Here is a 20,924-nt window from a genome sequence, read left to right as displayed (position 1 = left end):
AGCGTGCGGCATACTAGTCAGGTTGCGCAACGACAGTTCGCCTCCTGTGTTCGGCTCACGCTGAACCTCCAGGCAGGCAGAGTAGTCGGGCGTAGGGTGGTTGGTGGCTTGTCCGCCAACCACCCTCGCGCGGCGTTCAGGTCGCGGTAGCGCGATCGACGCCTGGACCCACCGCGGGTCAGGATCGCTCCGGAGTCCCGGGGCGGAGTCCGGCCCAAGGGCGCGACACGCCCGACCGCGGGGGTGGGCGAAAAGGGTCTGTACCAGCCGGTACAGGCACCCGCAACAGAGCGGCATCGAGAGAAGGAACGGAAGCCACCATGGCGGGACAGAAGATCCGCATCCGGCTCAAGGCATATGACCACGAGGTCGTCGACTCCTCGGCGCGGAAGATCGTCGAGACGGTGACGCGTACCGGGGCGGACGTCGCGGGCCCGGTGCCGCTGCCCACGGAGATCAACCGTTTCTGCGTCATCCGCTCGCCGCACAAGTACAAGGACTCGCGCGAGCACTTCGAGATGCGTACGCACAAGCGGCTGATCGACATCATCGACCCGACTCCGAAGACGGTCGACTCGCTCATGCGCCTCGACCTGCCGGCTGGCGTCGACATCGAGATCAAGCTGTAGGGACCGGACACATGGACAGGCAAGTTAAGGGGATCCTGGGCGCAAAGCTCGGCATGACCCAGGTCTGGGACAACAACCGCGTTGTTCCGGTGACCGTGGTTCAGGCCGGCCCGTGCGTCGTCACCCAGGTTCGTGACGCCGACAAGGACGGTTACTCCGCGGTCCAGCTGGCGTACGGCGCGATCGACCCGCGCAAGGTCAAGAAGCCGCTTCGTGGGCACTACGCCAAGGCTGACGTGGCGCCGCGCCGGCACCTCGTCGAGCTGCGCACCGCGGACGCCGCGGACTACTCGCTCGGCCAGGAGATCACGGTCGAGGAGTTCCCGGCCGGCGCCTCGATCGACGTCACCGGCAAGACCAAGGGCAAGGGCTTCGCCGGCGTGATGAAGCGGCACGGCTTCCACGGTCTGCGCGCCAGCCACGGTGTCGAGCGCAAGCACCGCTCGCCGGGCTCCATCGGCGGCTGTGCCACGCCGGGCCGTGTCTTCAAGGGCACCCGGATGGGGGGCCGCATGGGCGGCGTGCGCTACACCGTGCAGAACCTGACCGTTCAGGCGGTCGACACCGAGAACAACCTCCTGCTCGTCCGCGGCGCCATTCCCGGCCCCAAGGGCGCGCTGGTCCTGGTCCGTTCCGCGGCCAAGGCGAAGAAGGGCGGTGTGGCCAAGTGACCACCGTTGACGTTCTCAACACCGAAGGCACCAGGACCGGCTCGGTCGAGCTGCCCGCCGACATCTTCGACGTGCAGGCCAACATCCCGCTGATGCACCAGGTCGTGGTGGCGCAGCTTGCGGCGGCTCGGCAGGGCACCCACAAGACCAAGACCCGGGGCGAGGTTCGCGGCGGCGGCAAGAAGCCGTACAAGCAGAAGGGCACCGGTCGGGCCCGGCAGGGCTCGATCCGCGCGCCGCAGTTCGCCGGTGGTGGCGTGGTGCATGGCCCCGTGCCGCGCGACTACAGCCAGCGCACCCCGAAGAAGATGAAGGCCGCCGCCCTGCGCGGTGCCCTCTCCGACCGGGCGCGTGCCGGCCAGGTGCACGTCGTCGAGACGTTCCTTTCCGGCGACAAGCCGTCGACCAAGGCCGCGCTGGGCACCCTCGCCAAGCTGACCGACGCCCGCCGGGTGCTGGTCGTGCTGAGCAGCACCGACGAGCTGAACTGGCTGTCGCTGCGCAACGAGCCGCGGGTGCACCTGATCGAGGCCGGCCAGCTCAACACGTACGACGTGCTGGTGGCCGACGACGTGGTCTTCACCAAGGAGGCCCTGGACGAGTTCCTGGGGCTGCCGACGGCAGGCGGCCAGTCGGCCGGGTCCGCCGAGACCACCGAGGAGGGTGGCAAGTGAGCACGATCGCCGACCCGCGCGACATCATCGTGGCGCCGGTCGTCTCGGAGAAGAGCTACAGCGAGCTGAACCGCAACTGGTACACCTTCCTGGTGCACCCGGACGCGAACAAGACCGCGATCAAGATCGCCATCGAGCAGATCTTCAACGTCCGCGTCCTGACGGTCAACACGCTCAACCGCGAGGGCAAGCGCAAGCGGACCCGTACCGGGTTCGGCAAGCGCAAGAACACCAAGCGGGCGATGGTGAAGCTGGCTGAGGGCGACCGCATCGACGCCTTCGGCGGCCCGGTCAGCTGAGGGGTTTGTAGACAATGGCTATCCGTAAGTACAAGCCGACGACGGCGGGCCGGCGTGGTTCCAGCGTCGCCGACTTCGCCGAGATCACCCGGTCGACGCCCGAGAAGTCGCTGCTGGCCCCGCTGCCGAAGAAGGGCGGCCGGAACGTCCACGGCCGGATCACCGCCCGGCACCAGGGTGGTGGCCACAAGCGGCAGTACCGGATCATCGACTTCAAGCGGGTCGACAAGGACGGCGTGCCGGCCAAGGTCGCGCACATCGAGTACGACCCGAACCGCACCGCGCGCATCGCGCTGCTGCACTACCTCGACGGCGAGAAGCGCTACATCCTCGCGCCGAAGGACCTGAAGCAGGGCGACCGCGTCGAGTCTGGTCCGGGTGCCGACATCAAGCCGGGTAACAACCTGCCGCTGCGCAACATCCCGGTCGGTACCACCGTGCACAGCGTGGAGCTGCGTCCCGGTGGCGGTGCCAAGCTGGCCCGCTCGGCCGGCGTCGGCATCCAGCTGCTCGGCCGTGAGGGCGCGTACGCGAGCCTGCGTATGCCGTCGGGCGAGATCCGGCGGGTCGACGTGCGCTGCCGCGCCAGCATCGGCGAGATCGGCAACGCCGACCAGTCGAACATCAACTGGGGTAAGGCCGGCCGGATGCGGTGGAAGGGCAAGCGCCCGAGCGTCCGTGGTGTCGCGATGAACCCGGTCGACCACCCGCACGGTGGTGGCGAGGGCAAGACCTCCGGTGGTCGCCACCCGGTCAACCCGCAGGGTAAGCCCGAGGGCCGCACCCGTCGTAAGGGCCAGCCGAGTGACCGGCTGATCGTCCGCCGCCGCTACGCCACGCGTAAGCGCGGCTGAGGGAGATAAGACATGCCTCGCAGCCTGAAGAAGGGCCCATTCGTCGACGACCACCTGCTCAAGAAGGTGGAGACGCAGAACGAGAAGGGCTCGAAGAACGTCATCAAGACCTGGTCGCGCCGCTCGACGATCATCCCGGACATGCTCGGGCACACGATCGCGGTACACGACGGGCGCAAGCACGTCCCGGTGTTCGTGACCGAGGCCATGGTCGGGCACAAGCTCGGCGAGTTCGCGCTGACCCGCACGTTCAAGGGTCACGAGAAGGACGACCGGAAGAGCCGCCGGCGCTGACGCCGCGGGCATACGGATAGAGGATCAAGGGGTTACAGCGATGCCAGGAAAGGGCGACGCTCCGGTGCTTCCGGGCGCGCGGGCGGTTGCGCGGTACGTGCGCATCTCGCCGATGAAGGCGCGCCGGGTGGTCAACCTCGTCCGCGGCCTGCCCGCGAAGGAGGCGCTCACGGTGCTGCAGTTCGCGCCGCAGGCTGCGAGCGAGCAGGTGTACAAGGTGCTCGCGAGCGCGATCGCCAACGCGGAGAACAACGAGCGGCTGGACCCCGACGCGCTGCTCGTCAGCGAGGCGTTCGTGGACGAGGGCCCGACCATGAAGCGGTTCCAGCCGCGGGCGCAGGGCCGGGCGTACCGGATTCGCAAGCGCACCTGCCACATCACCGTGGCGGTCGAGGCGGTTGCGCCGGCCGCGCCGAAGTCGGCGAAGAAGACGGCTCCGGCGAAGCAGACCGCGCCGGCTGAGACGCAGAGCGACACGGAGGGCGCCGAGTAATGGGTCAGAAGGTTCACCCGCACGGGTTCCGGCTCGGCATCTCGACCGACTGGAAGTCCCGCTGGTTCGCGGACAAGCTCTACAAGGACTACATCGGCGAGGATGTCAAGATCCGCCGAATGATGTCCAAGGGCTTGGAGCGCGCCGGCATCTCCAAGGTTGACATCGAGCGCACCCGCGACCGGGTCCGCGTCGACATCCACACCGCCCGGCCGGGCATCGTCATCGGCCGTAAGGGTGCGGAGGCCGACCGGATCCGCGGCGAGTTGGAGAAGCTCACCGGCAAGCAGGTGCAGCTGAACATCATCGAGGTGAAGAACCCCGAGTCGGACGCGCAGCTGGTCGCCCAGGGCGTGGCCGAGCAGCTCTCCAGCCGGGTCAGCTTCCGTCGCGCGATGCGCAAGGCGATGCAGTCGGCGATGAAGAACCCGATGTGCAAGGGCATCCGGGTGCAGGTCTCGGGTCGCCTCGGCGGTGCCGAGATGAGCCGTACGGAGTTCTACCGCGAGGGTCGGGTTCCGCTGCACACGCTGCGGGCCAACATCGAGTACGGCTTCTTCGAGGCCCGCACCACCTTCGGCCGCATCGGCGTGAAGGTCTGGATCTACAAGGGCGACGCGGTACCGGGTCGGGAGGCTCCGACCGAGGCTCCGTCGCGCCCGCGCCGGGAGCGTGGCGACCGCCCCGAGCGGCCGCGCCGTGGTCGCTCCGGCTCGTCCGGTACGACCTCCGGTGGCACCGAGGCCGGCCGGGCTGCCGCGACGACCGTCGCGCAGCAGGCCGAGACGCCGAGCGGCGAGTCCGTGGACGCTGGCGCTGTCGCGTCGGCCGCGTCCGCTCCGGCCGCCACTCAGCCGGCAGAAACGCAGCAGGAGGGCTGAGAAGATGCTGATGCCGCGCAAGCCTCCGAAGGGCTTCCGCAAGCCGCACCACCCGGACCGCAGTGGCGCGTCCAAGGGTGGCAACCGGGTGGTGTTCGGCGAGTTCGGGATTCAGGCTCTCGAGCCGGCGTACGTGACCAACCGGCAGATCGAGTCGGCGCGTATCGCGATGACCCGCCACATCAAGCGTGGCGGCAAGGTCTGGATCAACATCTTCCCGGACCAGGCCCTCACCAAGAAGCCGGCGGAGACGCGGATGGGTTCCGGTAAGGGCTCGCCCGAGTGGTGGGTCGCCAACGTCAAGCCGGGGCGGGTGCTCTTCGAGATGTCCTTCCCCAACGAGCAGGTCGCGCGAGAGGCGATGCGCCGCGCGATCCACAAGCTCCCGATGAAGTGCCGCATTGTGACGCGCGAAGTGGGTGAATCCTGATGGCAGCGGGCGTTAAGGCCGCCGAGCTGCGTGAACTCTCCCAGGAGGAGCTGGTCACGAAGCTGCGCGAGGCCAAGGCGGAGCTGTTCAACCTCCGCGTGCAGGCCGCAACCGGGCAGCTGGACAACAACCGACGGCTGCAGGTCATCCGTCGGGAGATCGCCCGGATCTACACGATCATGCGTGAGCGCGAGCTGGGGCTCTCGGCCGCGCCGACTGAGGTGACTGCAGGATGAGCGAGAACACCACCACCGCCACGCGGGGTCGCCGCAAGGTCCGTGAGGGCCTCGTGGTCAGCGACAAGATGGACAAGACCGTCGTGGTCGAGGTCGAGGACCGGGTCAAGCACGCGCTGTACGGCAAGATCATGCGCCGGACCAGCAAGCTCAAGGTCCACGACGAGCAGAACTCCGCCGGCATCGGCGACCGCGTCCTGATCATGGAGACCCGGCCGCTGTCCGCAACCAAGCGGTGGCGGCTCGTGGAGATCCTCGAGAAGGCCAAGTAGCGAAGGCTCGAGCTCGGCCGGGATCGGTCGGGCGCAGGTTCCGCCAGGCTCCGGCCGCCTCGGCGGCCGGAGAACCGGCAGACATAGGAGATAGACGTGATTCAGCAGGAGTCGCGACTGCGCGTCGCCGACAACACGGGTGCCCGGGAGATCCTGTGCATTCGGGTTCTCGGTGGCTCCGGTCGGCGCTACGCAGGCATCGGCGACGTCATCGTCGCCACCGTCAAGGACGCGATCCCGGGTGCCGGTGTGAAGAAGGGCGACGTCGTCAAGGCGGTCATCGTCCGCACCGCCAAGGAGAAGCGCCGGCCGGACGGTTCGTACATCCGCTTCGACGAGAACGCCGCCGTCATCATCAAGGACGGCGGGGACCCGCGCGGTACCCGTATCTTCGGCCCAGTCGGCCGTGAGCTGCGGGACAAGCGGTTCATGAAGATCATTTCTCTCGCGCCGGAGGTGTTGTGACCGTGAAGGTCAAGAAGGGCGACACGGTGGTCGTCATCGCCGGCAAGGACAAGGGTGCCAAGGGTAAGGTCATCGCGGCCTACCCGCGGCAGGACAAGGTCCTGGTCGAGGGCGTGAACCGGGTCAAGAAGCACACCCGAATCAGCACCACCCAGCGTGGCGCCAAGACCGGTGGCATCGTCACCCAGGAGGCCCCGATCCACGTCTCGAACGTGATGGTCCTGGACTCCGACGGCAAGCCGACTCGCGTCGGTTACCGATTCGACGAGAACGGCCAGAAGGTCCGCATCGCGCGTAGCACCGGTAAGGACCTGTGATGACCACGGCTACCGAAACGAAGACCATGCCGCGCCTCAAGGAGCGGTACCGCAACGAGATCGTGGCCCAGCTGCGCGAGCAGTACAACTACGGCAACCCGATGCAGGTGCCGCGGCTGGTCAAGATCGTCGTGAACATGGGTGTCGGCGAGGCCGCTCGCGACGCCAAGCTCATCGACGGGGCGGTCCGCGACCTGGCCACGATCACCGGCCAGAAGCCGCAGGTACGGCGGGCGAGGAAGTCCATCGCGCAGTTCAAGCTTCGCGAGGGCATGCCGATCGGCGCGAAGGTGACCCTTCGCGGCGACCGGATGTGGGAGTTCCTGGACCGGCTGCTCTCCATCGCGCTGCCGCGTATCCGTGACTTCCGCGGCCTCGACGGGCGCAAGCTCGACGGGCACGGCAACTACACGTTCGGTCTGACCGAGCAGTCGGTGTTCCACGAGATCGACCAGGACAAGATCGATCGCCAGCGGGGCATGGACATCACGGTGGTCACGACCGCCACGACCGACGACGAGGGCCGGGCGCTGCTGAAGCTCCTGGGCTTCCCGTTCAAGGAGAACTGAGATGGCCAAGAAGGCGCTGATCCTCAAGGCGGCCGCGAAGCCGAAGTTCTCGGTTCGCGCGTACACCCGCTGCCAGCGGTGCGGGCGTCCCAAGGCGGTCTACCGCAAGTTCGGGCTCTGCCGGGTGTGCATCCGGGAGATGGCTCACCGCGGTGAGCTGCCCGGCGTGTCCAAGGCTTCCTGGTAATAGCCCGGCGCGCCGCGCGCGTTAGCTGGACTGTCTCTTCGCCGTAGGCCTGCGAGAAAGCCGCGGGAACCCCGGCGAGAAAGGTTGACGAGTTTCATGACGATGACCGACCCGATCGCAGACATGCTCACGCGTCTGCGTAACGCCAACCAGGCGTACCACGACCGGGTGACGATGCCCTACTCGAAGATCAAGGCGAACATCGCCGAGGTCCTCAAGTCGGAGGGCTACGTCGCCACCTGGTCGGTCGAGGAGCCCGAGGAGGGCGCCGTCGGCAAGCGACTGGTCGTCGAGCTGAAGTACGGCCAGAACCGCGAGCGGAGCTTGGCCGGTATCAGGCGTGTCTCCAAGCCCGGTCTGCGGGTGTACGCCAAGTCGAGCGAGCTCCCCCGGGTGCTCGGTGGGCTGGGCGTGGCGATCATTTCGACGTCCCAGGGGCTGCTCACCGACCGGCAGGCCCGCAAGCGGAGCGTTGGCGGGGAAGTCCTCGCCTTCGTCTGGTAACGGGAGACAGGTAGAAATGTCGCGTATTGGACGTAAGTCGATCCCGGTGCCTGCCGGCGTCGACGTGACGATCGACGGCCGGACCATCAAGATCAAGGGCCCCAAGGGCGAGCTGTCGCACACCCTGGCCGAGCCGATCAGCATCGAGCGGGCCGAGGACGGGCAACTGAACGTCAACCGCCCGACTGACGAGCGCAAGGCCAAGGAACTGCACGGCCTCAGCCGTACCCTGGTGGCGAACATGATCGTCGGGGTCACCGAGGGCTACCGTAAGAGCCTGGAGATCGCCGGTACCGGTTACCGGGTCGCCGCCAAGGGCAAGGACCTGGAGTTCGCGCTCGGGTTCTCGCACCCGGTGCTGGTGCAGGCGCCGGAGGGCATCACCTTCACGGTGGAGAAGCCGACGCTTTTCCACGTGGCCGGCATCGACAAGCAGTTGGTCGGTGAGGTCGCCGCGAACATCCGGAAGATCCGCCCGCCGGAGCCCTACAAGGGCAAGGGCGTGAAGTACCAGGGCGAAGTGATTCGCCGCAAGGCCGGAAAGGCAGGTAAGAAGTGAGCGCCACGCTGCTCAAGCGCCGCCGCGGCGTCGCCGCCAAGCGTGCCGTCGGGCGTGCGCGTCGGCACTTCCGGGTCCGCAAGAACGTCAGCGGCACCCCCGAGCGTCCGCGTCTGGTCGTCACCCGTTCGCTGCGGCACGTCGTCGCCCAGATCGTGGACGACACCAAGGGGCACACCCTGGTGTCGGCCTCGAGCCTGGACGCCTCGCTGCGCGGTGCGGAGGGCGACAAGAGCGCCCTGGCCGGCAAGGTCGGAGCCCTGCTCGCCGAGCGGGCCAAGGCCGCCGGCATCTCCAAGGTCGTCTTCGATCGCGGTGGCAGTCGGTACGGGGGGCGGCTCGCCGCGCTCGCCGATGCCGCGCGCGAAGCCGGACTCGAGTTCTAGTTCCATGCGGGCCGAACGTGGATCGCAACTGACAAACCCCGTCACGAGAGAAAAGGAAGGCTGCTGATGCCTGGTCAACAGCGCCGTGGCGGCGGGTCCGGTGGCAACGAGGGTGGTCGCCGCGACAACCGCCGTGAGGGCGGCCGCGGAAACGCGCCCGCCGAGAAGACCCCGCACCTCGAGCGGGTCGTCGCAATCAACCGCGTAGCCAAGGTCGTGAAGGGCGGTCGCCGCTTCAGCTTCACTGCCCTGGTGGTCGTGGGCGACGGCGACGGCACCGTGGGCGTGGGCTACGGAAAGGCCAAGGAGGTGCCCGCGGCGATCGCCAAGGGTGTCGAGGAGGCCAAGAAGCACTTCTTCAAGGTGCCGCGGATCGGTCGCTCGATCCCGCACCCGGTGCAGGGCGAGGACGCCGCCGGTGTGGTGCTGCTCAAGCCGGCCTCCGCCGGTACGGGCGTCATCGCCGGTGGTCCGGTCCGTGCCGTGCTGGAGTGCGCGGGCATCCTCGACGTGCTCTCCAAGAGCCTCGGGTCGTCCAACCCGATCAACATCGTGCACGCCACGGTGGCCGCGCTGAAGGGGCTGGAGTCTCCCGAGGCGGTCGCCGCGCGTCGGGGCCTGCCGGTGGAGGACGTCGCTCCGGCCGCCATGCTGGCCTCCCGGGCGGAGGTGGCGTCCTGATGGCACGGCTGAAGGTCACCCAGGTCCGCTCCAACATCGGGACCAAGCACAACCAGCGTGAGTCGCTGCGTTCGCTCGGTCTCAAGCGGATCAACGACGTGGTGGTCAAGGAGGACCGGCCGGAGATTCGCGGCATGATCTTCAAGGTGAGCCACCTCGTGAAGGTCGAGGAGGTCGAGTAATGACGATCAAGGTCCACCACCTGCGCCCGGCGCCGGGGGCAAAGACGCCGAAGACCCGGGTGGGTCGCGGTGAAGGCTCCAAGGGGCAGAGCGCCGGGCGCGGTACCAAGGGTTCCAAGGCCCGGAAGAACATCCCGGCGGCCTTCGAGGGTGGGCAGATGCCCATTCACATGCGCCTGCCCAAGCTGAAGGGCTTCAAGAACAAGTTCAAGGTGGTCTACCAGGTGGTCAACCTGGACCGCCTCGCCGAACTGTTCCCCAACGGCGGGCAGGTCGGCCCGGCCGAACTGGTCGAGGCCGGCGCAGTCCGCAAGGGCCAGCCGGTGAAGGTCCTCGGCACCGGGGACCTCGGCGGTGTGACGCTCCAGGTTTCGGCGCAGGCGTTCAGTGCGTCGGCCAAGGAGAAGATCACGGCTGCCGGCGGCTCGGTAACCGAGCTCTGAGCTGCGCGAATGTGTGGTGCCCGCCAGTTGATCCCAGCTGGCGGGCGCCATGCTCTCCTTCGGGCCTGTGGGCCCGGTAATATCGGATCCGGTTTATGTAGCCGGACACATCTGCCAGGACCGGGATCGGGCTGTTAGAGTCCCTTCCCAGCCATGGATATCGGGCACTTGCCCGGCACCCACCCCGAACCGCCAGGGACGACCGGCGGCCCGCCTCGCGCAGGAGGAAGAAGTTGCTGTCCGCCTTTCTCAGTGCGTTCCGTACGCCTGACCTGCGCAGGAAGCTGCTGTTCACAGTCGGCATCATCGCGATCTACCGACTCGGCGCGACTGTGCCCAGCCCTGGTGTGTCCTACGGCAACGTGCAGAAGTGTCTACAGGCCGTCGAGGGATCGACCGGCGTCCTGAACCTGCTCGACCTCTTCTCCGGTGGCGCGCTGCTGCAACTCTCGGTCTTCGCGCTGGGCATCATGCCCTACATCACCGCGTCGATCATCCTGCAGCTGCTGACAGTGGTCATCCCGCGCCTGGAGCAGCTCCGCAAGGAGGGCCAGGCCGGCCAGGCGAAGATCACCCAGTACACCCGCTACCTGACACTGGGCCTGGGTGTCCTGCAGGCTTCGGCCTTCGTTGCGCTGGCCCGCTCCGGCCAGCTGTTCAACAACATGTGCAACGAGGAGATCATCCCGACCGGCATCGGCATCCCGGACTGGCTGACGCTCTCCATCCTGGTGATGACGATGACCGCCGGCACCGGTGTGGTCATGTGGCTCGGTGAGTTGATCACCGATCGCGGCGTCGGCAACGGCATGTCCGTCCTGATCTTCACCTCGATCGCCGCCCGGCTGCCCAGCGAGGGCTGGCGGATCAAGGATAGCCAGGGCTGGTTCAAGTTCTTCCTGGTCATCGCCCTGGTGCTGGTGATCATCACTGCGGTCACCTTCATCGAGCAGGCCCAGCGCCGCATCCCGGTGCAGTACGCCAAGCGCATGATCGGCCGGCGGATGTACGGCGGCACCTCGACCTACATTCCGCTGAAGGTCAACCAGGCGGGTGTGATCCCGGTCATCTTCGGCTCGTCGCTGCTCTACCTTCCGCAGCTGGCGCTCCAGTTCTTTGACCAGAACAACCCGGGCAAGACCCAGGTGTGGATCCAGAACAACCTGGTCGACCCGACCAGCCCGATCTACATCGCGGTCTACTTCCTGCTGATCATCTTCTTCACCTACTTCTACGTCTCGATCACGTTCAACCCGACCGAGGTCGCGGACAACATGAAGAAGTACGGCGGCTTCGTGCCGGGCATCCGCCCCGGTAAGCCGACCGCCGATTACCTGGACTTCATCCTCAGCCGGATCACGCTGCCGGGGGCGCTGTACCTCGCGATCATCTCGATCCTGCCGAGCTTCTTCTTCATCTGGCTGGACCGGCAGCAGTACATGAACTTCCCGTTCGGCGGGACCGCTGTGCTGATCATGGTCGGCGTGGCTCTCGAGACCAGCAAGCAGATCGAGAGCCAGCTGATGCAGCGGAACTACGAAGGGTTCCTGCGGTAGGATGAGACTGGTTCTGGTTGGCCCGCCGGGCGCGGGCAAAGGCACTCAGGCAGAGTTCATCGCCGCGCACCTCTCCGTGCCGAAGATCTCGACCGGGGACATCTTTCGGGCCAACGTGTCGCAGGGCACGCCGCTGGGCGTCGAGGCCAAGCGCTACATGGACGCCGGCAAGTTGGTGCCGGACGAGGTCACCATCAACATGGTGCGGGACCGACTGGCCGAGCCGGACGCCGCCGATGGGTTCCTCCTCGACGGCTTCCCGCGTACCACCCCGCAGGCGGCGGCGCTGGACAAGCTCCTCGCCGATCTGGGGACCGCGCTGGACGTCGTGCTGGAGTTGGTGGTCGACGACGACGAGGTGATCCGGCGGCTCTCCGGCCGTCGCACCTGCCGGGGCTGCGGCAAGATCTGGCATGTCGAGTTCGACCCGACCACCCGGGAGGGCATCTGCGACCGGTGCGGCGCCGAGCTGTTCCAGCGCGACGACGACAAGCCGGAGACCATCGCCGCCCGCCTTCGGGAGTACGCGGAGAAGACCGCGCCACTGGTGGACTACTACGGCGCCCAGGGCAAGCTGGTCGGCATCGACGCCACCGGCCCTGTCGAGGACGTCACGGTCCGCGCGATCGACGCCCTCCGATCGTACGGGGGCTGACGTCGGCGTAGTCGCCGGCCGGATAAGGTGCGAACGGCGGGGTACGTCCGCCATGCCTCGCTGTTTCGGCAACGAAAGGTAACGCCTCAATGCGTCGTCCCCAGCTGGACATCCAGCTGAAGACCCCCGAGCAGATCGAGAAGATGCGAGCCGCCGGCCTGGTGGTCGCGGAGGCGCTACGCAGGATGCGGGAGGCGGTCGCTCCCGGGGTGAGCACGGCCGACCTGGACGCGATCGCCGAGGCGACCATCCGCGAGGCCGGCGCCTTCCCGTCCTTCAAGGGCTACCACGGCTACCCGGCATCGATCTGCTCGTCGGTGAACGAGCAGATCGTGCACGCCATCCCGTCGCCCGGGCAGGTGCTCGCCGAAGGCGATCTGATTTCGATCGACTGCGGCGCGGTGCTCGACGGCTGGCACGGTGACGCGGCGATCACGGTCGGGGTGGGCGAGGTCGACCCGGCCCTGTTGCGGATGGCTCAGGTCGCCGAGGACGCGATGTGGGCTGGCATCGCCGCAGCCGCCCGTGGCGCGGCCAGCGGCAAGGGGCGGCTCACCGACATTTCCCACGCGGTCGAGAACGCGGTACGCAAGGCCGGCCGGTACGGCATCGTCGAGGGCTACGGCGGGCACGGCATCGGCACCGAGATGCACCAGGACCCGCACGTCCTCAACCACGGGCGGCCGGGTAAGGGCCCTCGTCTGGTGCCGGGCATGGCGCTCGCCATCGAACCCATGATCACCATGGGTTCACCGCGTACCGCGGAACTCGCCGACGGCTGGACCGTGGTCACCCGGGACGGGTCGCGGGCGGCGCACGTGGAGCACAGCATGGCGCTGGTGCCGGACGGGGTCTGGGTGCTGACCGCCCCGGACGGCGGACGGGCCCGCCTCGGCGATCTGGTCACCAGCCGCCAGCCAACCCAAACTTCTTGATCAACGTGGCTCAGGCTCCGTCTCAAGGGGGGCCGAGCCGCGGCTTCGCCGCTGTGGCGGCACGGTGGCATGCTTGCCGTTATGGAACGGCGGGACGACATGCGGGCAGCGGATTCGGACCGGCAGGTCGTCGCCGAACGGCTCCGGGCCGCCCTCGACGAGGGCCGGCTGCACCTGCACGAGTACGACGAGCGGCTGCAACGGGCCTACGCCGCCCGCACGTACGGCGAGCTGGATCCTCTGGTGGACGATCTGCCGCCACCGGGCGCGGTGGTGCCGGCGGCGGGCGCGGTGCCGGCTCGGCGGGAGGACGAGGAGCAGACAGCGGCGCTCTCCGGTGACCGGCGGGGCGTGACCGCGCGTTGGCTGGCCGGGCTCTGGGGGCCGTGGCTCCGCGTGGTCGCCATCACGGTGGCGATCTGGGCGGTCACCTCGCTGGGCACCGGCGAGATGCTGTATTTCTGGCCGGGCTGGGTGGCCGGTCCCTGGGGTGCGGTGGTGCTGGTCGCCACCATCACCGGCCTGGTCAGCGGTGAACCCCAACGGGCGGCGGCCGAGCAGGAACGCCGCCAGCGCCAGCGGGCGGAGAAGAAGGCGCTCAAGCGGGAGCGCAAAGCTCTCCGCCAGCAACAACTCGACGACGAGACGGCCTGAAAGTCACGTTTGTCCGACCGGTCCGGGCTCATTTGCCGGTCGGTTTGGCGACGGGGCGCAGGCGGGCGTACACTTTCTGATCGGCGCGCAGCGTCCACTCCGCCATGCCCACCAAGCGCTTCGGTGGGACGCGGAGCCGCGGCTGGCGCGGGCTATCTGATCTTGATCAGGCGCCCGTGTAAGACGTTGTGGGCCGTCCGGAGCAACCGACGTCAGGACAGCGGAGGACATGCCGAAAAAAGACGGAGCCATCGAGATCGAAGGTCGTGTCATCGAGCCCCTACCGAACGCCATGTTCCGGGTGGAGCTCGCCAACGGCCACAAGGTGCTGGCTCACATCAGCGGCAAGATGCGGCAGCACTACATCCGCATCCTGCCGGAGGATCGAGTCGTCGTCGAGCTTTCGCCGTACGACCTGACCCGCGGGCGCATCGTCTACCGCTACAAGTAATCCTGGCGACGGCCGGGAACGTCCCGTGTCCGTCTTCGATGTCCGGTGTCGCGCCACGTGGTGCCGGGCCAGATGGGAAGTAAGGCAACCGTGAAGGTCAAGCCGAGCGTCAAGCGGATCTGCGGCAAGTGCCAGGTGATCCGCCGGCACGGCCGGGTCATCGTCATCTGCGCCGACCCGCGCCACAAGCAGCGCCAGGGCTGAACCGTACCGACCGGCCGGGTGATCGACGGCCGGTCGAGGCGAAGCCAGGCAGCAGATCCAGCCAACACATTTCACATGCTCGTCCCAGCCGCGAGCGGTGCGCAGCGCGTACGCACTCGTGGTCGACCCCCGGTCGGAGGCCGGGGCCCGCTCGGGCAGCGACTGATCCTCCTCGCCGGCGCGACACCGCACCGGACGAGCGGAACGGTCGGTGGCGGGGTGGGACGGGTCCACACCTCCGGTAGAAAACACGAGGAGTACGCCCGCACATGGCACGTCTAGTCGGCGTGGACCTCCCCCGCGAGAAGCGGCTGGAGATCGCGCTCACCTACATCTTCGGCGTGGGTCGCACCCGCGCCCTGGAGACGCTCGCTGCCACCGGCATCTCACCGGACAAGCGCGCCCGGGACCTCACGGACGAGGAGCTGGTCCAGCTCCGTGATCACATCGAGGCCAACTACAAGGTTGAAGGCGACCTGCGCCGCGAGGTCGCCGCTGACATCCGCCGCAAGGTCGAGATCGGCTGCTACGCGGGCATCCGGCACCGCCGGGGCCTGCCCGTCCGTGGCCAGCGGACCCGTACCAACGCCCGGACCCGCAAGGGCCCGAAGCGGACGGTCGCCGGCAAGAAGAAGCCCGGCAAGAAGTAGTTCTTAAACCGGAATTCTGGTCGTTCTCCGCCGAGGTAGGCCGGGCTCCAACCGGAACCGGTGTCTACGGAATCAGCGTGGCGAAGAGCCAGAACCCGATCGAGAACCATCACAGGAGCGCACAGACTTATGCCACAGAAGGCTCGTGCCGGAGCCGCCGCCAAGAAGGTCCGGCGCAAGGAACGCAAGAACGTCGCCCACGGGCAGGCGCACATCAAGAGCACCTTCAACAACACCATCGTGTCCATCACGGACCCGACCGGTGCCGTCATCTCCTGGGCCTCCGCGGGCCAGGTCGGCTTCAAGGGGTCCCGCAAGTCGACCCCGTTCGCCGCGCAGCTGGCCGCCGAGGCCGCCGCGCGTCGGGCCATGGAGCACGGCATGCGCAAGATCGACGTGTTCGTCAAGGGCCCCGGCTCCGGCCGGGAGACCGCCATCCGTTCGCTGCAGGCGGTGGGCCTGGAGGTCGGTCAGATCTCCGACGTCACTCCGCAGCCGCACAACGGGTGCCGTCCGCCGAAGCGTCGCCGGGTCTGAGAGGTTAGAGAGAGATGGCTCGTTACACCGGTGCTGACTGCCGCCGTTGCCGGCGGGAGAAGATGAAGCTGTTCCTCAAGGGCAGCAAGTGCGATGGCCCGAAGTGCCCGTTCGAGTCCCGGCCTTTCCCGCCCGGGCAGCACGGCCGCGGCCGCACCAAGGAGACGGAGTACCTGCTCCAACTCCGTGAGAAGCAGAAGGCTCGCCGGGTCTACGGCGTGCTGGAGAAGCAGTTCCACGGCTACTACGAGGAGGCGGTGGGCAAGCCGGGCAAGACCGGTGAGGTCCTGCTGCAGATCCTCGAGTCGCGGCTGGACAACGTGGTCTACCGGGCCGGCTACGCCAAGTCCCGGGACATGGCCCGCCAGCTGGTCAAGCACGGTCACTTCACGGTGAACGGCAAGAAGGTCGACATCCCGTCGTACCGGCTCAAGGAGCACGACATCATCGAGGTCCGGGCGAAGAGCAAGGAACTCACCCCGTTCCTGGTGGCGCAGGGTGAGGCCGGCTCGCGGACCGTCCCGGCGTGGCTGGAGGCCATCCCGAGCCAGATGAAGATTCTCGTGCACTCGCTCCCGGCCCGCCAGGCGATCGACACGCAGGTCCAGGAGCAGCTGATCGTCGAGCTCTACTCCAAGTAAGGGCTCGTTGCGGTGGCCCGCCCGCTGGGCGGGCCACCGGAACAGTTCGTGTCGTGGGCGTCATATAGCGGGCGCCCCGGAAGAAAAGAGAAGGCATGCTCATCAGCCAGCGACCGACCCTCTCCGAGGAGCCGGTCAACGAGACCCGGTCCCGGTTCACCATCGAGCCGCTGGAGCCCGGCTTCGGCTACACCCTGGGCAACTCCCTGCGGCGGACGCTGCTGTCGTCCATCCCGGGTGCGGCGGTCACCTCGATCAAGATCGATGGTGTGCTGCACGAGTTCACCACGATCCCCGGTGTCAAGGAGGACGTGGTCGAGCTCGTCATGAACATCAAGGAGCTCTGCGTCAGCTCCGAGCACGACGAGCCGGTCAGCATGTACCTGCGCAAGCAGGGCCCGGGCGACGTGACCGCCGGCGACATCCAGCCTCCGGCCGGTGTCTCGGTGCACAACCCGGACCTGAAGCTTGCCACCCTCAACGGCAAGGGCCGGCTCGACATGGAGCTGACCGTTGAGCGGGGTCGGGGCTACGTCACGGCGGCGCAGAACAAGCAGGCGGGTGCGGAGATCGGCCGGATCCCGGTCGACTCGATCTACTCGCCGGTGCTCAAGGTGACGTACCGCGTCGAGGCGACCCGGGTCGAGCAGCGGACCGACTTCGACCGGCTGATCATCGACGTGGAGACCAAGCCGTCGATGGGTCCGCGTACCGCGCTGGCCTCCGCCGGTTCGACGCTGGTGGAGCTGTTCGGGCTGGCCCGGGAGCTGGACGAGACCGCGGAGGGCATCGACATCGGCCCGTCTCCGCAGGACGCGCAGCTGGCGGCGGACCTGGCGCTGCCGATCGAGGAGCTGGATCTGACCGTCCGCTCCTACAACTGCCTCAAGCGCGAGGGCATCAACTCCGTTGGTGAGCTCATCGGGCGTACCGAGGCCGACCTCCTCGACATCCGCAACTTCGGCCAGAAGTCAATAGACGAGGTCAAGATGAAGCTCGCCGGGATGGGTCTGGGGCTGAAGGACTCGGCTCCGAACTTCGACCCGGCGCACGTCGTGGACGCCTTCGGCGAGGCCGACTACGACACCGACGACTATCGCGAGACCGAGCAGCTCTAGTCCCCGCTGCCGCCACACCTGAGGAGCACCAAGCATGCCCACGCCCACCAAGGGCCCCCGCCTCGGCGGCAGCCCCGCGCACGAGCGGCTGATGCTGGCCAACCTGGCCACCTCGCTGTTCCAGCACGGCAGGATCAAGACCACCGAGACCAAGGCCCGGCGGCTGCGTCCGCTCGCCGAGCAGCTGATCACCAAGGCCAAGCGGGGCGACCTCGCCTCGCGTCGGCGGGTGCTGACCGTGGTCCGGGACAAGGACGTGGTCTACGCCCTGTTCGACCAGATCGCGCCGCGGTACGCCAACCGTAACGGCGGCTACACCCGGATCGTGAAGACCGGTCCGCGCAAGGGTGACGCCGCGCCGATGGCGATCATCGAGCTGGTCGAGGAGCTTCAGGTCGCCGAGCCCACGGCGAACCGGAAGGCCACCGCCCGCAAGGCCGCCCAGCAGGACAAGGTCGAGGCGCTGGCCCCGGCCGAGGAGACCCCGGCGCCGCAGCCGGCCGACCAGGACGCCGAGGCTCCGGTGTCGGCCTCCGGTGACACCGCCGCCGCCCGCGAGGACAGCGACCTGGCCACCGAGGAAGGCAAGGCCTGATCCAGGCCGTCGTCGGGCCCGGCATCCCTATCGGGGTGCCGGGCCCGACCCGTTCCTGGCCACTGCATTAGGAGGTACGACGTGGACGAGCGGATCCGGCTGCGGCTGGATGTCGCGTACGACGGCACGGGCTTCTCCGGCTGGGCCGTCCAGCCCGACCGGCGTACGGTGGCCGGGGTGCTGGTCGCGGCGCTGGATCGGATTCTCGGTGCCGGTACGGCAAGCGGGTTGACCGTCGCTGGGCGTACCGACGCCGGGGTGCACGCCGCCGGACAGGTCTGCCATCTCGACCTGCCCACCGAGGTCTGGCAGGCGCACGAGGACGCCCTGCTGCGCCGGCTGGCCCGGTTGCTCCCGCCGGACGTGCGGGTCCGGGCGATGACCGTGGTGCCGGCCACCTTCGATGCCCGCTTCTCGGCCACCTTCCGTCGTTACGAGTACCGGGTGACCGATGCGCCGTGGGGGGCGGAGCCGCTGCGCCGGCACGAGATCCTGGCCTGGCCGCGGGCGCTCGACCTGGACCGGCTCGCCGGCGCCGCGGCCGGGTTGGTGGGGGAGCACGACTTCGCCGCGTACTGCCGGCGCAAGGAGAACGCCACCACGCTGCGGGAGGTGACCCGGCTGGACTGGCGGCGCGACGCCGACGGCGTCCTCGTCGCCACCGTGCAGGCCGACGCGTTCTGCCAGGCGATGGTGCGCAGCCTGGTGGGCGCCATGCTGGCCGTGGGGGAGGGGCGACGGCCGGTCCAGTGGCCGGCCGGTCTGCTCACTCGGCGGGAACGTTCCAGCGAGGTGTCCGTGGCGCCGGCTCACGGGCTGACGCTGGTGGCGGTGGGCTACCCGGACGATCCCGCGGAGTACGCCCGCCGGGCCGAGGCGACCCGGCGGCTCCGGGTGCCGGCCGAAGCCTGACGACGCCCCTGACGGAGGTCGCCTCCCGGCTCGACCGGGCGGGTCGATGGGTGGGCGCGAACCGGGCGAGCGGCGGCCCCGGCCGCCGCTCAGTCCTGAGTCGACCCATTCTGGTCGCCGGCGCCCTCGGTGGGCCCGGCGGTCGGCTGGTTGGCGATCCCACCGGCGGCACGCCGGTCCAGCACACCCCGGTTCAGGTGCAGTTCGAGCAGGTCGAACAGGATCTCGCGAACCTTGGTGTCGCCCGAGCGGATCGTCGTGCCGTCGGTGCGGGCGACCACCGCGTACGCGAGGTAGTGGCCGCGTACCTGCCAGCCGACCCGGGCCGGTGCGGTGGCGATCCCCTCGGTCTCGTCACCCACCGGCAGACCGTTGAACCGGCCCTGTCGCTCGTCGAGGATCTGGCGGATCCGCTCCCGCGCCCGCTCGGCGCTGGACCGGTCGGTCAGGTTGAACAGCCCTGCGGTGACCAGATACTCCTCGTCGGGTGCGCGAAGCGTGGCCCGGACCACCTGGTTGCAGCCGAGCCGTACCAGCAGGTCGGCCATCTCGCCGGTGGCGGCCACCGGGCAACTGGCACTGGAGTGGGTACGAAGCACGTTGTATCCTGCGCGGCTTTCGCCGACCGCGAGGGTGCTGCCCGGGAAGACCTCACGAGCGGTGAGCGGTGCCTGGTCGGTGTCGCGGGAGTCGAGGTCGCTCGCCTCGGTGCCTCGGGTGGTCTGCACGGTGGGGTCGGGGGCCGCCGCCGGGTCGGTCGACTGTCGCCGGTCGAGCAGGGTGGCGGCGGTGAGACCGAAGAGCGCGAGCAGCACCAGCACGGCCGCACCGCCGATCGCCACCTGCCAGCCACGGCCACCAGCGGCGCGCGGCGCTGCTACGGCCGCGGCGGGTGGCGGTGGCGGTGGTGTGGCCGGCGCCGGTGGCGGTGGCGAGGCAACCGCAGCCGGTGGTGGGGCGGCCGGCGCCGGTGGCGGTGGTGGGGCGGCCGCGGCCGGTGGCGGGCAGGCCGGCGCCGGTGCCGGCTGAGGGCGCGACGGTGGTTGCGGTGCCGGCGGCGCGGATGGCGGTGCGGCCGAGGGCAGGATGAGCTGATTGGGGCGTGGCAGCGACGGCGCGGGGAAACGCGACGGGGACGGTCCGGCCGGGGGTGGCGCGCCGGGCGACTGCGCCACGGGGTCATCGTCCCGGTGCGAAACGTGGGCGTCCTCATCGGATTCGTACCGATAAACCATGTCATCCAGGGTAAGGATGTTTGTCCCTTTAGGTGGTAATTTCGGGGAAATGATGTCACCCGGTCGATGCGGCGCCCGCGGCTCCCGTCCCCGTCGGATGCTCTCCGACCCGATGCGAGAATGGCCGGCGTGACCGGGGACCACTACTTCACCGCCGAACCCAGCGCGCCCGCCCAGCCGCGCGAGGTGCGGTTCACCGTCGCCGGCCGGGACTACGTCCTGGCCTCCGCAGCCGGGGTCTTCTCAGCGGCCCGCCTCGATCCTGGCACCGCCGTGCTGTTGCGCAAGGCCGAGCTGCCGACCCCGGCGACCACCGGCGCGCTGCTCGACCTCGGCTGCGGGTTCGGCCCGATCACCGGCGTGCTCGCGACCGTCGCGCCGGCGGCGACCGTCTGGGCGGTCGACGTCAACGAGCGGGCGCGGGAACTCACCGCGACCAACGCCGCCCGGCTCGGCGTCGGCGGTCAGGTGCGGGTGGCGGCACCCGACGAGGTACCCGCCGACCTCGAATTCACGCAGCTCTGGTCCAACCCGCCGATCCGGGTCGGCAAGGACGAGCTGCACCAGTTGCTGCGGCGCTGGTTGCCCCGGCTGGCTCCGGACGGGGTGGCCTGGTTGGTGGTGGCCCGCCATCTCGGCGGCGACTCGCTGCAACGGTGGCTGGTCGAGCAGGGCTGGCAGGTCGAACGGCACGCCAGCCAGAAGGGCTTCCGAGTGCTCCGCGTCACCCGGTGACCCGTCGGTCCGGGTAATCG

35 protein-coding genes are annotated in these 20,924 nt (G+C 68.7%); 34 read left to right on the top strand and 1 reads right to left on the bottom strand.

All coding sequences use genetic code 11. The features are described 5' to 3' along the window. Positions 1 to 320: 320 nt before the first annotated feature. The 33 genes from rpsJ to truA all read left to right on the top strand — a co-directional run bounded on the left by rpsJ (position 321) and on the right by truA (position 18,934). A complete protein-coding gene (gene rpsJ / locus Vqi01_RS07010) occupies positions 321 to 629 on the top strand; it encodes a 30S ribosomal protein S10 (protein ID WP_204033749.1) in 309 nt (102 codons plus the stop codon). An 11-nt stretch (positions 630 to 640) separates the two neighbouring features. After that, positions 641 to 1,300, top strand: a complete 660-nt coding sequence (gene rplC / locus Vqi01_RS07005) for a 50S ribosomal protein L3 (protein WP_204033748.1) — start codon at positions 641 to 643, stop codon at positions 1,298 to 1,300. Continuing rightward, on the top strand, positions 1,297 to 1,974 hold the full coding sequence (gene rplD, locus Vqi01_RS07000) for a 50S ribosomal protein L4 (protein WP_204033747.1): 678 nt from the start codon (positions 1,297 to 1,299) through the stop codon (positions 1,972 to 1,974). Before rplC ends, rplD begins: the two co-directional genes overlap by 4 nt. Continuing rightward, entirely contained in the window at positions 1,971 to 2,273 is a 303-nt protein-coding gene (gene rplW / locus Vqi01_RS06995) for a 50S ribosomal protein L23 (protein ID WP_102658910.1), read from the top strand. The genes rplD and rplW overlap by 4 nt, the downstream gene beginning before the upstream one ends. 14 nt (positions 2,274 to 2,287) lie before the next feature. Next, complete coding sequence (gene rplB / locus Vqi01_RS06990) at positions 2,288 to 3,127, top strand: 50S ribosomal protein L2 (RefSeq protein WP_204033746.1); 840 nt, start codon at positions 2,288 to 2,290, stop codon at positions 3,125 to 3,127. Between the two features lie 12 nt (positions 3,128 to 3,139). Further along, a complete protein-coding gene (gene rpsS / locus Vqi01_RS06985; protein ID WP_091079388.1) occupies positions 3,140 to 3,421 on the top strand; it encodes a 30S ribosomal protein S19 in 282 nt (93 codons plus the stop codon). Between the two features lie 40 nt (positions 3,422 to 3,461). Further along, complete coding sequence (rplV, locus tag Vqi01_RS06980) at positions 3,462 to 3,914, top strand: 50S ribosomal protein L22 (protein WP_204033744.1); 453 nt, start codon at positions 3,462 to 3,464, stop codon at positions 3,912 to 3,914. Continuing rightward, positions 3,914 to 4,795: a 30S ribosomal protein S3 gene (gene rpsC / locus Vqi01_RS06975; RefSeq protein WP_204033743.1), complete on the top strand. Its 882-nt coding sequence runs from the start codon at positions 3,914 to 3,916 to the stop codon at positions 4,793 to 4,795. The genes rplV and rpsC overlap by 1 nt, the downstream gene beginning before the upstream one ends. 4 nt (positions 4,796 to 4,799) lie before the next feature. Continuing rightward, entirely contained in the window at positions 4,800 to 5,225 is a 426-nt protein-coding gene (gene rplP, locus Vqi01_RS06970; RefSeq protein ID WP_204033742.1) for a 50S ribosomal protein L16, read from the top strand. After that, positions 5,225 to 5,461, top strand: coding sequence for a 50S ribosomal protein L29 (gene rpmC, locus Vqi01_RS06965; protein ID WP_204033741.1), 237 nt, complete (start codon positions 5,225 to 5,227; stop codon positions 5,459 to 5,461). Before rplP ends, rpmC begins: the two co-directional genes overlap by 1 nt. Next, positions 5,458 to 5,733: a 30S ribosomal protein S17 gene (gene rpsQ / locus Vqi01_RS06960; protein WP_189046361.1), complete on the top strand. Its 276-nt coding sequence runs from the start codon at positions 5,458 to 5,460 to the stop codon at positions 5,731 to 5,733. The genes rpmC and rpsQ overlap by 4 nt, the downstream gene beginning before the upstream one ends. A gap of 96 nt (positions 5,734 to 5,829) precedes the next feature. After that, positions 5,830 to 6,198, top strand: a complete 369-nt coding sequence (gene rplN / locus Vqi01_RS06955) for a 50S ribosomal protein L14 (protein ID WP_116067066.1) — start codon at positions 5,830 to 5,832, stop codon at positions 6,196 to 6,198. Next, a complete protein-coding gene (rplX, locus tag Vqi01_RS06950; RefSeq protein WP_204033740.1) occupies positions 6,195 to 6,515 on the top strand; it encodes a 50S ribosomal protein L24 in 321 nt (106 codons plus the stop codon). Before rplN ends, rplX begins: the two co-directional genes overlap by 4 nt. Next, positions 6,515 to 7,084 (top strand): 50S ribosomal protein L5, encoded by a 570-nt coding sequence (gene rplE, locus Vqi01_RS06945; RefSeq protein WP_204033739.1) that lies wholly within the window; start codon positions 6,515 to 6,517, stop codon positions 7,082 to 7,084. The genes rplX and rplE overlap by 1 nt, the downstream gene beginning before the upstream one ends. 1 nt (position 7,085) lies before the next feature. Then, positions 7,086 to 7,271, top strand: coding sequence for a type Z 30S ribosomal protein S14 (locus Vqi01_RS06940; protein ID WP_007073023.1), 186 nt, complete (start codon positions 7,086 to 7,088; stop codon positions 7,269 to 7,271). 96 nt (positions 7,272 to 7,367) lie between these two features. Next, positions 7,368 to 7,775, top strand: a complete 408-nt coding sequence (gene rpsH / locus Vqi01_RS06935) for a 30S ribosomal protein S8 (protein WP_204033737.1) — start codon at positions 7,368 to 7,370, stop codon at positions 7,773 to 7,775. Positions 7,776 to 7,791: 16 nt separating this feature from the next. Next, positions 7,792 to 8,334 (top strand): 50S ribosomal protein L6, encoded by a 543-nt coding sequence (gene rplF, locus Vqi01_RS06930; protein WP_204033736.1) that lies wholly within the window; start codon positions 7,792 to 7,794, stop codon positions 8,332 to 8,334. Then, a complete protein-coding gene (rplR, locus tag Vqi01_RS06925) occupies positions 8,331 to 8,720 on the top strand; it encodes a 50S ribosomal protein L18 (RefSeq protein WP_204033735.1) in 390 nt (129 codons plus the stop codon). Before rplF ends, rplR begins: the two co-directional genes overlap by 4 nt. A 66-nt stretch (positions 8,721 to 8,786) precedes the next feature. Then, positions 8,787 to 9,401 (top strand): 30S ribosomal protein S5, encoded by a 615-nt coding sequence (gene rpsE / locus Vqi01_RS06920; RefSeq protein WP_204033734.1) that lies wholly within the window; start codon positions 8,787 to 8,789, stop codon positions 9,399 to 9,401. Further along, on the top strand, positions 9,401 to 9,583 hold the full coding sequence (gene rpmD, locus Vqi01_RS06915; RefSeq protein ID WP_189046374.1) for a 50S ribosomal protein L30: 183 nt from the start codon (positions 9,401 to 9,403) through the stop codon (positions 9,581 to 9,583). The genes rpsE and rpmD overlap by 1 nt, the downstream gene beginning before the upstream one ends. Then, positions 9,583 to 10,026, top strand: a complete 444-nt coding sequence (gene rplO, locus Vqi01_RS06910) for a 50S ribosomal protein L15 (RefSeq protein ID WP_204033733.1) — start codon at positions 9,583 to 9,585, stop codon at positions 10,024 to 10,026. The genes rpmD and rplO overlap by 1 nt, the downstream gene beginning before the upstream one ends. Positions 10,027 to 10,259: 233 nt before the next feature. Further along, positions 10,260 to 11,582, top strand: coding sequence for a preprotein translocase subunit SecY (gene secY, locus Vqi01_RS06905; protein WP_204033731.1), 1,323 nt, complete (start codon positions 10,260 to 10,262; stop codon positions 11,580 to 11,582). A 1-nt stretch (position 11,583) separates the two neighbouring features. Further along, positions 11,584 to 12,237, top strand: coding sequence for an adenylate kinase (locus Vqi01_RS06900; protein ID WP_204033730.1), 654 nt, complete (start codon positions 11,584 to 11,586; stop codon positions 12,235 to 12,237). A gap of 89 nt (positions 12,238 to 12,326) precedes the next feature. Next, positions 12,327 to 13,172 carry a type I methionyl aminopeptidase gene (gene map, locus Vqi01_RS06895; protein WP_204033729.1) on the top strand — a complete coding sequence of 282 codons (846 nt, stop codon included), beginning with the start codon at positions 12,327 to 12,329 and terminating at the stop codon, positions 13,170 to 13,172. Positions 13,173 to 13,253: 81 nt separating this feature from the next. Then, on the top strand, positions 13,254 to 13,826 hold the full coding sequence (locus Vqi01_RS06890; protein ID WP_239098227.1) for a DUF1707 domain-containing protein: 573 nt from the start codon (positions 13,254 to 13,256) through the stop codon (positions 13,824 to 13,826). 229 nt (positions 13,827 to 14,055) lie between these two features. Continuing rightward, complete coding sequence (infA, locus tag Vqi01_RS06885) at positions 14,056 to 14,277, top strand: translation initiation factor IF-1 (RefSeq protein ID WP_007073013.1); 222 nt, start codon at positions 14,056 to 14,058, stop codon at positions 14,275 to 14,277. 90 nt (positions 14,278 to 14,367) lie between these two features. Then, positions 14,368 to 14,481, top strand: a complete 114-nt coding sequence (gene rpmJ / locus Vqi01_RS06880) for a 50S ribosomal protein L36 (protein ID WP_204033828.1) — start codon at positions 14,368 to 14,370, stop codon at positions 14,479 to 14,481. Between the two features lie 269 nt (positions 14,482 to 14,750). Beyond that, the gene (gene rpsM / locus Vqi01_RS06875; protein ID WP_117226239.1) at positions 14,751 to 15,131 is read left to right on the top strand and encodes a 30S ribosomal protein S13; all 381 of its coding nucleotides are present in this window, start codon (positions 14,751 to 14,753) and stop codon (positions 15,129 to 15,131) included. A 129-nt stretch (positions 15,132 to 15,260) separates the two neighbouring features. Next, positions 15,261 to 15,668 (top strand): 30S ribosomal protein S11, encoded by a 408-nt coding sequence (gene rpsK / locus Vqi01_RS06870; protein ID WP_204033728.1) that lies wholly within the window; start codon positions 15,261 to 15,263, stop codon positions 15,666 to 15,668. Between the two features lie 14 nt (positions 15,669 to 15,682). After that, on the top strand, positions 15,683 to 16,309 hold the full coding sequence (rpsD, locus tag Vqi01_RS06865) for a 30S ribosomal protein S4 (RefSeq protein WP_204033726.1): 627 nt from the start codon (positions 15,683 to 15,685) through the stop codon (positions 16,307 to 16,309). A gap of 95 nt (positions 16,310 to 16,404) precedes the next feature. Continuing rightward, positions 16,405 to 17,427, top strand: coding sequence for a DNA-directed RNA polymerase subunit alpha (locus Vqi01_RS06860; RefSeq protein ID WP_189046392.1), 1,023 nt, complete (start codon positions 16,405 to 16,407; stop codon positions 17,425 to 17,427). A 34-nt stretch (positions 17,428 to 17,461) separates the two neighbouring features. After that, positions 17,462 to 18,022 (top strand): 50S ribosomal protein L17, encoded by a 561-nt coding sequence (gene rplQ / locus Vqi01_RS06855; RefSeq protein WP_204033723.1) that lies wholly within the window; start codon positions 17,462 to 17,464, stop codon positions 18,020 to 18,022. 81 nt (positions 18,023 to 18,103) lie between these two features. Continuing rightward, positions 18,104 to 18,934: a tRNA pseudouridine(38-40) synthase TruA gene (gene truA / locus Vqi01_RS06850; protein ID WP_204033722.1), complete on the top strand. Its 831-nt coding sequence runs from the start codon at positions 18,104 to 18,106 to the stop codon at positions 18,932 to 18,934. 89 nt (positions 18,935 to 19,023) lie between these two features. Here the strand turns inward: truA and Vqi01_RS06845 are convergent, their stop codons facing one another. Next, the gene (locus tag Vqi01_RS06845; RefSeq protein ID WP_204033721.1) at positions 19,024 to 20,169 is read right to left on the bottom strand and encodes a hypothetical protein; all 1,146 of its coding nucleotides are present in this window, start codon (positions 20,167 to 20,169) and stop codon (positions 19,024 to 19,026) included. A gap of 129 nt (positions 20,170 to 20,298) precedes the next feature. Here Vqi01_RS06845 and Vqi01_RS06840 point away from each other — a divergent pair, with 129 nt between their 5' ends. Continuing rightward, positions 20,299 to 20,904, top strand: a complete 606-nt coding sequence (locus tag Vqi01_RS06840) for a class I SAM-dependent methyltransferase (protein ID WP_204033719.1) — start codon at positions 20,299 to 20,301, stop codon at positions 20,902 to 20,904. Positions 20,905 to 20,924 lie beyond the last annotated feature (20 nt).

It is taken from the genome of Micromonospora qiuiae (assembly GCF_016863555.1).
Classification (GTDB): Bacteria; Actinomycetota; Actinomycetes; order Mycobacteriales; family Micromonosporaceae; genus Micromonospora; species Micromonospora qiuiae.
The sequence above is the reverse complement of the archived record's forward strand: the minus strand, read 5'-3'. Positions and strand labels throughout refer to the sequence as shown.

What these genes read in the sequence shown, in the direction of transcription:
- rpsJ (WP_204033749.1), top strand. Translation starts at nt 321, where the DNA reads ATGGCGGGACAGAAGATCCGCATCCGGCTCAAGGCATATGACCACGAG.
- rplC (WP_204033748.1), top strand. Translation starts at nt 641, where the DNA reads ATGGACAGGCAAGTTAAGGGGATCCTGGGCGCAAAGCTCGGCATGACC.
- rplB (WP_204033746.1), top strand. Translation starts at nt 2,288, where the DNA reads ATGGCTATCCGTAAGTACAAGCCGACGACGGCGGGCCGGCGTGGTTCC.
- rpsS (WP_091079388.1), top strand. Translation starts at nt 3,140, where the DNA reads ATGCCTCGCAGCCTGAAGAAGGGCCCATTCGTCGACGACCACCTGCTC.
- rplV (WP_204033744.1), top strand. Translation starts at nt 3,462, where the DNA reads ATGCCAGGAAAGGGCGACGCTCCGGTGCTTCCGGGCGCGCGGGCGGTT.
- rpsC (WP_204033743.1), top strand. Translation starts at nt 3,914, where the DNA reads ATGGGTCAGAAGGTTCACCCGCACGGGTTCCGGCTCGGCATCTCGACC.
- rplP (WP_204033742.1), top strand. Translation starts at nt 4,800, where the DNA reads ATGCTGATGCCGCGCAAGCCTCCGAAGGGCTTCCGCAAGCCGCACCAC.
- rpmC (WP_204033741.1), top strand. Translation starts at nt 5,225, where the DNA reads ATGGCAGCGGGCGTTAAGGCCGCCGAGCTGCGTGAACTCTCCCAGGAG.
- rpsQ (WP_189046361.1), top strand. Translation starts at nt 5,458, where the DNA reads ATGAGCGAGAACACCACCACCGCCACGCGGGGTCGCCGCAAGGTCCGT.
- rplE (WP_204033739.1), top strand. Translation starts at nt 6,515, where the DNA reads ATGACCACGGCTACCGAAACGAAGACCATGCCGCGCCTCAAGGAGCGG.
- Vqi01_RS06940 (WP_007073023.1), top strand. Translation starts at nt 7,086, where the DNA reads ATGGCCAAGAAGGCGCTGATCCTCAAGGCGGCCGCGAAGCCGAAGTTC.
- rpsH (WP_204033737.1), top strand. Translation starts at nt 7,368, where the DNA reads ATGACGATGACCGACCCGATCGCAGACATGCTCACGCGTCTGCGTAAC.
- rplF (WP_204033736.1), top strand. Translation starts at nt 7,792, where the DNA reads ATGTCGCGTATTGGACGTAAGTCGATCCCGGTGCCTGCCGGCGTCGAC.
- rpsE (WP_204033734.1), top strand. Translation starts at nt 8,787, where the DNA reads ATGCCTGGTCAACAGCGCCGTGGCGGCGGGTCCGGTGGCAACGAGGGT.
- rpmD (WP_189046374.1), top strand. Translation starts at nt 9,401, where the DNA reads ATGGCACGGCTGAAGGTCACCCAGGTCCGCTCCAACATCGGGACCAAG.
- rplO (WP_204033733.1), top strand. Translation starts at nt 9,583, where the DNA reads ATGACGATCAAGGTCCACCACCTGCGCCCGGCGCCGGGGGCAAAGACG.
- Vqi01_RS06900 (WP_204033730.1), top strand. Translation starts at nt 11,584, where the DNA reads ATGAGACTGGTTCTGGTTGGCCCGCCGGGCGCGGGCAAAGGCACTCAG.
- map (WP_204033729.1), top strand. Translation starts at nt 12,327, where the DNA reads ATGCGTCGTCCCCAGCTGGACATCCAGCTGAAGACCCCCGAGCAGATC.
- Vqi01_RS06890 (WP_239098227.1), top strand. Translation starts at nt 13,254, where the DNA reads ATGGAACGGCGGGACGACATGCGGGCAGCGGATTCGGACCGGCAGGTC.
- infA (WP_007073013.1), top strand. Translation starts at nt 14,056, where the DNA reads ATGCCGAAAAAAGACGGAGCCATCGAGATCGAAGGTCGTGTCATCGAG.
- rpsM (WP_117226239.1), top strand. Translation starts at nt 14,751, where the DNA reads ATGGCACGTCTAGTCGGCGTGGACCTCCCCCGCGAGAAGCGGCTGGAG.
- rpsK (WP_204033728.1), top strand. Translation starts at nt 15,261, where the DNA reads ATGCCACAGAAGGCTCGTGCCGGAGCCGCCGCCAAGAAGGTCCGGCGC.
- rpsD (WP_204033726.1), top strand. Translation starts at nt 15,683, where the DNA reads ATGGCTCGTTACACCGGTGCTGACTGCCGCCGTTGCCGGCGGGAGAAG.
- Vqi01_RS06860 (WP_189046392.1), top strand. Translation starts at nt 16,405, where the DNA reads ATGCTCATCAGCCAGCGACCGACCCTCTCCGAGGAGCCGGTCAACGAG.
- rplQ (WP_204033723.1), top strand. Translation starts at nt 17,462, where the DNA reads ATGCCCACGCCCACCAAGGGCCCCCGCCTCGGCGGCAGCCCCGCGCAC.
- Vqi01_RS06845 (WP_204033721.1), bottom strand. Translation starts at nt 20,169, where the DNA reads ATGGTTTATCGGTACGAATCCGATGAGGACGCCCACGTTTCGCACCGG.